General features: G+C 52.7%; 6 protein-coding genes. All 6 read right to left on the bottom strand.

Translation table 11 applies throughout. The annotated features are described in order from the left end of the window. Positions 1-1,281, bottom strand: a 1,281-nt coding sequence (locus TQ39_RS19060) for an N-acetylmuramoyl-L-alanine amidase family protein (protein ID WP_420865200.1), incomplete at its 3' end; no start/stop codon positions are given. A gap of 29 nt (positions 1,282-1,310) precedes the next feature. Further along, entirely contained in the window at positions 1,311-2,189 is an 879-nt protein-coding gene (locus TQ39_RS19065; protein WP_050006709.1) for a glycosyltransferase, read from the bottom strand. 9 nt (positions 2,190-2,198) lie between these two features. Further along, positions 2,199-3,890, bottom strand: a complete 1,692-nt coding sequence (locus tag TQ39_RS19070; protein ID WP_050006710.1) for a glycosyltransferase — start codon at positions 3,888-3,890, stop codon at positions 2,199-2,201. A gap of 48 nt (positions 3,891-3,938) precedes the next feature. Continuing rightward, a complete protein-coding gene (locus TQ39_RS19075; protein ID WP_050006711.1) occupies positions 3,939-5,738 on the bottom strand; it encodes a polysaccharide pyruvyl transferase family protein in 1,800 nt (599 codons plus the stop codon). A gap of 41 nt (positions 5,739-5,779) precedes the next feature. Beyond that, on the bottom strand, positions 5,780-6,763 hold the full coding sequence (locus TQ39_RS19080) for a hypothetical protein (RefSeq protein WP_192959860.1): 984 nt from the start codon (positions 6,761-6,763) through the stop codon (positions 5,780-5,782). A gap of 240 nt (positions 6,764-7,003) precedes the next feature. Beyond that, on the bottom strand, positions 7,004-8,765 hold a 1,762-nt coding region (locus TQ39_RS19085; RefSeq protein ID WP_156146431.1), incomplete at its 5' end, for a glycosyltransferase family 2 protein.

An 8,765-nucleotide genomic window follows, 5' to 3' on the forward strand; every position in this document is an offset into this window, starting at 1 on the left:
ATCGCTTCCCGTGATAAAATACAGGTCGTTGTTGATAGTCTGCCAACCGCCAGCCGACGACGTCGCACCATAGATATTCTGATACTGGCCGAACAAATAGCTCTTGCCATCGATCTCGTGCAGGCCTTCCTTGTATGCCTTGCCGTCCGCGCCCACATAGTATTTCCATGGACTTGCACCGATCCATGTGTTCAACAGGACACTATCATTTCCTGTAATGAAATACAGGTCGTTGTTAATGGTCTGCCACCCACCAGCCGACGACGTCGCGCCGTAGATATTCTGGTACTGGCCGAACAGATAGCTCTCACCATCGACCTCGTGCAGGCCCTCTTTGTATGCCTTGCCGTCCGCCCCAACATAGTACTTCCATGGATTCTCGCCAATCCATGTGCTGCGCGCCATCGCACCACTCCACTGGAAGTAGTACAAGTCATCCCCGATTGTAACCCAGCCGGTATTGACCATATTGTGGTCCTCGCCAAAGTAATATGTATCAGTGCCGATGTCGGTTAATCCCGTTGCCGCAGCTCCATCCGCACCAAACCAGTACTTCGCACCGTCCTGTTCAATCCACCGGTTTGTCACCGGAACCCCATTCTCATAGTAATACAGCCGGCCATCTTCTCCGTACTGGAGTCCATCTTCCACTCTGACGGTCCCGAGAGAATCTGTTTCTGACTCCGGACTGTTCATATCATCTGCATCCTCCGCCGGAACGGTCGGATCCTCCGTGCCTTCCGCCGGAACGGTCGGATCCTCCGTGCCTTCCGCCGGAACGGTCGGACCCTCCGTGCCTTCCGCCGGAACGGTCGAATCCTCCGTACCTTCCGCCGGAACGGTCGGGTCCCCCGTGCCTTCCGCCGGAACGGTCGGATCCTCCGTGCCTTCCGCCGGAACGGTCGGGTCCCCCGTGCCTTCCGCCGGAACGGTCGGATCCTCCGTGCCTTCCGCCGGAACGGTCGAATCCTCCGTACCTTCCGCCGGAACGGTCGAATCCTCCGTACCTTCCGCCGGAACGGTCGAATCCTCCGTACCTTCCGCCGGAACGGTCGGGTCCCCCGTGCCTTCCGCCGGAACGGTCGGATCCTCCGTGCCTTCCGCCGTACAATACACCTCAAAGGAAGATTCCGACACCATGGAACTGTTTTCCTCGGAGCTGCCCGACTCCTGGGCAAAAGCCGGGGATGTGCACAAGCACAGGCTCAGCGCACCGATCAGTACCATCCGATAAAGCTTGTTTATCCTCTTCATTTTGTTGACAAGCACCTCTTTCATCATAAGCCTCATCGTCCTGACACACTTACCTATCAGACGCTTCTCTTATTATGATATACATATTTGTTAACAACCCGTTTCCAAATGGGCACGCTGTTCAAAATTTCACATTTCTGAAGCTCCGCACGCAGCCGCGCCACTTCTTCTTCCAGCACTCGGCGCTGCTGGATGAGATCGATCATCGTATCGCGCATCGTGAGATCGTACAGTTCACGATGCTTTTCGTACAGCGCCGTGTGATTGCGATACAGCGTATGGTATGTATCCTTGATCTGCTCCACACTGTTCTGAAAACCGGTTGTGCGGCTCTTCGGTTTGATGCGGTAGTGGAAGAGCACCTCCGGGATCTGAACGACTTCGCGGTCCAGTTCCAGGATGGACAGCCAGAAATCGTAATCTTCCATACCCGCGTGCATATTGGTGTTGAAGCCTCCGACGCGCTCCCAGTCCTCCCGGCGGAACATCGAAGTGACAAACACGATGTTGTCCTGCAGCATCGCGCGCAGGGAGTAGTCCGGCAGACCCCACGGCCCGCTCTGCTCGCCGAAGAGATCCGCTTTGCAGTACACCACGCCGACGTGCGGATTCTCGTTTAGGATCTTTACCGCTTTTTCCATATAGGTCGGCTCGATCGTATCGTCGGCGTCAAGCGGAAGGATATAAGTACCGCGCGCCGCCTGAATTCCTGCGTTGCGCGCGCCGGCCGGCCTCACATGATTTGTGCGCAGCAGCCGCACATACGGCATTTCCTCCAGCTGTTCCAGAACGCGCAACGTCTCCGGCTCATCGGAACCGTCGTCGATCACGATCAGTTCCCAGTTCAGATACGTCTGCGCGCGCAGGGAGTAGAGCGCCTCTTCAATATACTGCCCGTCGTTGTAGCAGGGCATGATAACACTGACTCGTTCCATGAGATCTCCTTATTGATTCCAAAGTCTGCCCAAAAGCGCCCTCACAGCCGCTTTCAGACGGTGATGCTGCAAATATTCGCTGCGCGTATGGAAGTCCTCGGCGTAGGTCTGCAGGCGGGCGTCCCGCTGCGCAAGCTGATCCTGAAGCGCCACATACGCCTGATGTTCCTGCGCCTGCTCCCGGCGTGCCGCCGCAAGATTGGCGAACGCCTCGTCCAAATCACGTTCCAGATTGTTGGTTTTTTCGTTCAGCTCACTGATTTTCCCATTCAATTCCCGGCAGTTCTGCTCCAGAGCCCTGTTCTCTTGCGCAGCCTTCCAGATAGCTTTTTCCTCCACCTCGAACGGCAGCAGACGGCTCGTCTGCCCGCTGATTTCCACCATACGGACTTCCTGGCGCTGCGGCAGGGCGATTTCAAACTGGGGGTCGGTCGTATAGAATGCGATGCCGCCCTCCGTCTGCTCAAAAGCATACAGGGGAACGGCAGGGAATTCCTCTCCGTCCACCAGAACTTTCAGATCACTGTAGCGGCGGAAGTGGCCCTCGTCCGGGTCAAACCGCAGCGCCGTGATCTGCGTGTGTTCCGGCAGGGCAAATCGCACTCCGAATGTGCCGTCCTGCAGCACATAGCTGTCCTGAACACAGGTGTTTTCATCGCACAGGCCGCTGCCGCAGTCATAGAACAGCGTACAGTGCTGATAGCGGTCATCCCCGATGATTCGGAACACGTCACGCTTTCCGGTCAGCCGGATGAAATCGGCATGGGTGAAACCGTAAACAGTCTCCAGCCGCTTGCGGCTTTCATCGCTGTTCAGCAGCTTGTAGAGTTCGAGCAGACCGAGAAGATTGAATTCAGGCCTGCTGCTCTCATCGAGAAGGATGCGCGCATATGCATACTTCTTGTCGAACACATCCCCGCGCACATACTGCGCGGACGACGGAAAGACAGCCTGAAAATCTTCGTCGCTCAGCTTCAGGAATTCCTGAAGCAGGATAAAATTCTCGAACGCAAACCGGATGTGCCCCTGCGGCGTGTCGGCGCTGATATTTTTCTCCGCGTCTCTCACGCGATAGCACGAGAGCTTTTCCGGCAGGATGTGGATCTGCGTTTCACTGCACACCCGGACCCACTGCAGAAAATCGGGAACAGAAAAAATTCCGTGCTGTTTCAGATCCGCCTGTCCGAACAGGCTGCGCCGCATCATCACGCTGGATGCGCACAGGGAATTCCCCTCGTAGAAAAATTCATGCAGCCACTGCGTGCGATCTTTGTTCTCCGTCCGGAAAACAGAGCTGTAGAACCGGTTTTCCTTCTCATACGGTTCCCCGGTCTCACCGATCACCTGCGCCCCCGTGAAAACCGCACCGCACTCCGGGTGGCTGTCCAGATACTCGACCTGGGTCTGCAGTTTTCCCGGCAACCAGAGATCGTCACTGTTCTGCACGGCAATGTACTCTCCCGTGCCGAACCGGTCGATCCCGTCGTACATCCACTCCGCTGCCGTGTTCCGGGGCGTCCGGATACACTGAATCCGCGGGTCGTCGTATGTCTGCACGATCTCCCACGTTGCATCGGTGGAACAGTCGTCAATGACGATCAGCTCAAAATCCCGGAACGTCTGCGCAAGTACGCTGTCCATGCAGGCACGGATAAATTTTTCATGGTTGTAACTGAACAACAGTACCGTAACTTTCGGCATCGCTTTTCCATCTCTTTCTTATGTTCAACTCAGACGTGCAGCACATGCTCACCTCTTGCCTTTTACCATCCCCACAAGGCGGCGCAGCGGCCACGTCATCCGCCAGAACGTTGAATGTACAATGGCCTCATGTGCAGCCCGCATCTCGATCTCGTGCCGGCGCGCTTCTTCCAACGCGCCTGTCAGTTCAGCAATGTGGGCTTCTTTTTCGCATAAGATTCTTTGCATCGTCTCGGATCCAGATGCGTCGGGCGTCTCTTCAAACTGTAGCTTATTATCGAGCGTCTGCGCCCAAAGCCGCTCCTGCGACTCGTCCAGACTGCACATGTGCGCTTCTACACGAATCGTACGGGCCGATCGCGGCATCCGAATCACGAGCTGCGGATCGCTGTCCAACAGGAAATATGTTCCCTGCTTCTTTGCCCCACACGGAACCACCACATAATCCTCCGGCACCGCGCACCCATCCGCTAGGATGTGTAAGTTCCACACGATGCATCCGCTCCCTTCGAGAGGATCCAGCCGGACGGCAACCACCGGTGCATCAAATACGAATTCGCGCACAAACGGCTTGCCTTGATGCCACGTGAAATCCTGTCGGGCGCTCTCTGAAAAATCGCTCGACGGGCGTGCGTAATATAGGATTCCACGCCGCTGGGTGACCCCTTTTGTAAGCATGTGGTGCACCTCAAGGAAAAAGCTCTGTGCCCCACGCTGGGTGAAGGCGTGTCTCTTCGGTGCGCCGATGCAGCCGATCAGGCGGTCCATATGTTCTTCCGCCTGCCGCCGCAATTCCGCTGCTGCGGACGCGCTTCTTTTCAGCGCCGCATCCATCGCTGCCGGCAGGTCGGCAAAATCCGCCGCCAGACAATCCTCCGCGCCCAAAAGCCGGAACGCGCCCCGGACTTTTGCAAGATTGGCAAAATTCAGCGCAACAGCCGGTACGCCATACGCGCTGGAGACAGCACTTCCGTGCAGACTGGTTCCGATAAAGCATCGTGCATGGGACAGCATGGCGATCATCTCCACGGGAGAAAGCTCGTCCTCGATGAATCGTATTTTCAAGTCCCGGCCGGAAACAGCGCTGTACAGCGTACGCATGCACTCCTTATCCATGTGCACGTAACCGATCGGCATGAAAACGATCTCAGAGCCGTATTTCGTCTGAACCTCCTGCAGCGCCGCAGCGCATGCATCGGGCGACGCCACCGACTGATTGACTTGAAATACCATAAAATCATCCGCAAACCCGAATCTCTCGCACAAGCGGAGGAACAGGCCGTCCGTCTTCTCTCTCGGATACAGCCCGTCAACGGTAAAAACCGTGTCCGGTGAAACGGCGACGCGGCATGCTTCTGTCTCGCCCAAGTTGTCCCGGGAAGTCTCGTCGCGCACCGAAAGGTAATCCGCCGCATCCAACGCCAGCTTTACCAGCGGCGTCTGCGCCGCCGTGAACGGGAACGGAACTCCCGGACTGTTCCACAGCAGCGGGATATCATATTTTAGGCTGACCACCGCCGGGATCAGCCAAAGTTCCATCGTGGAAGCGTCGACATCATATTTTTCCTGAGAAGCCCATCCGGAATCCAGACGGATAAGGTCTCCTCCACCAATCACAATGGCATCGAAATGCCTCTCCCGATGCAGGCGTTCCAGATCGCAAATCGGATAGACGAGTGTGCCGCTCTCGAACGGCTTTTCTCCGCCCATTGGCGAAAGCAGAACCAGCTCCGCGTTTTGGCCGCGTTTTTTCAAATGCCACTCCAACACGTTGGGAAACAGCAGATCTCCGAAATTCTTGCAGTCGAAGGTTCCGATCTGTGCGATAATGTATCTGTCTTTCGGCATACAATCCCCCCTCCTGTAAACTGCCATCCGCGCAATCTGAATCAACCCAACTTGCTTTTAATGCGCGCAAAGATCTTCTTCACCATACCGCCGAAGCCGTTCTCGCGGTAGGCGCGGCGGCAGCCCTCGGCCCAGATGTTGAGCTTATCGCGCAGCGAGACATGATACACGCCGAGGCGCAGGTTGTAGAACATGTTGCTGTACGCGAACGGGTCGTCGTAGGCGAACATGATGTCGTTGTTCTTGCGGTAGGCGTTGCGGATGTCGAGCCGCACTTTCTCGCCGGTGTAGTAGTTGTCGTACGTCCAGGGCGTCTTGGAGACACCGTCGGCGTTGGCGGCCTCGTGCTCGACACAGTAATCCGCGTACAGCTCGTGGAACTCCTTTTCGCCCTCGGGCAGCCAGTTTTTCATGCACTGTTCGATGACGCGGCCGTAACCGGAGAAATGGACAAAGCGAAGCGGCTCGCCCTGCACGTACCATCCGTCGGCGCGTTTCTCCAGACCGCTGTCCATCATGCGCCACGTGGCAAAGTCGTAGCCGTGGTGCTTGAAGATGTAGGTGTCGAAAAAGCAGGGAGCAAGGTCGATCCACTTCTGGTCGGTGAACACGCCGTTCTGGATGTCGTCGTAGCAGAACAGGTACAGCCGCTCGGCCCACCAGTTGATCATCTTCTGCGCTTCCTCGCTGCGGTTGACGCCCAAAAAACCCAGATTATACACGCCGTGCGCCGTGCTGGACAACTCCATGTCGATATTACCTGGCTCAAGGACATGGGGGCACACAACGATAGGGTGTTTCTTCAGCAACTCACGCAACTCGACGAAGTCGGAGTAGACATAGCAGTCGGGGTCCAGATATACAAACTGCGCCTCGTCCGGATACGCCGTGTACAAATAACGGAAGAACTGCCCTTTCACCGCGGTGGATGCTTCGACGATAGCGTGCTTGAAGATGTAGCGGTTAAAGTTACCATTCCACATATCCTTAGACAGCACAACCTTGTCGAAATACGGAGATTCCATCGCCGGGATCCTTTCCCTCTCAGTCATGCAAACTATAAATGTAGCGTCCGGGATATGCTTCTTCACTGATTTTGCCAATGTACGCGCTTTATGCAAATAATTTGCACAAATAGATGTGAATATCACCATAACAAAAACTAATCTCCATTTCTCATTCTCTATAGTCCATTATAATAGCATATAAACATTTTTTCTTCGTTTTTTTGAATTTTTTACATTTGCCTTTGATACATTTTTGATTCAAGAAAACTTCTTCCACCAATTTGTAAGTTTCCAGCACCAAGAATTTTGCGTGCCGTTAATAAATTGAGCCAAAATATTTCTATCCATTTCTTCTTCCTCCGGCCTCAAAGGGCCTATACTGTCACGCCATCCATTCATTACATCTGAAAAACTGTTCACTTTTGCAGCCAAAAAAGCAACACTTCTCCGGATAAAATTCGTACTTCGCCATCGTCTTGACGCGCAAATTGCTTGTACTGCCAATCTCTGGTCACGAATTTGTCTGTAAAGTTCCGTTTCTTTCTCTCCTTCTTCCAGCGACCATTGTGTTTCCAGAAAACGAGCCGCCGTACTCTCTACGGATATCATTTCCCATTTTTTTAAAAGCATATTTCGTGCTTGCAACATTGCCTCACTACGAGAGAGCCGTTTTTCCGCTTCAAGGGGCACTTTGAACATACTTGTTTTTTGCTGTACTGCGGTAATCGTACTATGCCTTGCAAAGCGCACCCAAAGGTCCCAGTCTTCCAGCGCATCTAATTCGATGTCCAAGCCTCCACAAGTCTGTACCAACGATTTATGAAATGCTACCGCTTGAATTGGGAATGGATTGCCCATGCACAAATCTTCCAGTGAAGCCCCCTTTCCCGGGTGGCATATCGTCTGCCATAATTTAAAGTTCCCATCGCACGCCTGTTTCCCCACCAGTTCAATACTTCCTGCCGCCGCCATTCTGCAAGACTTATTCATTGCTAACGCATGCGCGAGTAATTCAAGATGATTTGCTAAATAGTAATCATCGTCATCCAAAAACAAAAAATATTCATTGCGTGCTAGGGACATCGCTAAATTTCCAACCGCGCTTCTGCCTACATGCTCACCTACGCATTTATAAATCAGCGGAAACCATTTTCCCGCCTCATCACACACTTTTTTAGCATTTGGCTCTGCACCGTCTTCTACCACAATCACTTCAAAACCGGAATAAGTTTGCCATCGAAGGCATTCCAACGATTTTTTTAAAACTTCTGGTCTTTGAAACGTCCGAATTAGAATTGAAAATTGAATTTTTGTGAAATCTCTATCCGATATCACCACTTCCCTTTTTTTAGGGGGCTCTTCTCTAAGATTCCACAACTGAGCGGCTGGCTGCTTTGCTATCCAATATTTTCGATTTTTTTTCGTCTTTTTCAACAACTGAGCATCGGTGCATTCTTTACTGGGAAACGACTTTTTTCTTTGCAAGAATTCCTCTTTTGTTCCAAATATAGCAGCGAAATACAGTTTTCCCCAATCTTTACCTTTCTGAAATTCCAAATTCGCTTTTTCCATATTCCAGTAACCAACCGATGGTACATATACGAGTTTTCCCCCTAAACGGCCAATGGTCATTAACAAATCTATTCCGAAAAAATATGAGGAATCGGTATTTATCCCCCCTGCCTCCCAGTATAGTTGTTGCTTAACAGCAAAGCAAGGACAAAATGCTCTTGGAAGCCATAGCTCCAGTGTGCAGGGATCATAAGTCCAAAAGGAATCGTTCGATAATTCTCGAAATAACATTGCTGCCACTTTACCATGCTGCTCTATAAAACGTTCTGCAGCATCAAGTGCATTCTCAGCAAGACGCATTCCTCGCACGCAAAAAAGGAAATATTCACTCTCGCTTCGCTGCACATTCAATTCTGAAAGTTTGGCCGACTCAAAAAAATAGACGTCAAACATTTTCTTCATTTCCCTTGCTGTAATTTCTAAATTATTTTTTGTTTTAACAGAACCC

This window comes from Ruthenibacterium lactatiformans (assembly GCF_000949455.1).
Lineage (GTDB): Bacteria > Bacillota > Clostridia > Oscillospirales > Ruminococcaceae > Ruthenibacterium > Ruthenibacterium lactatiformans.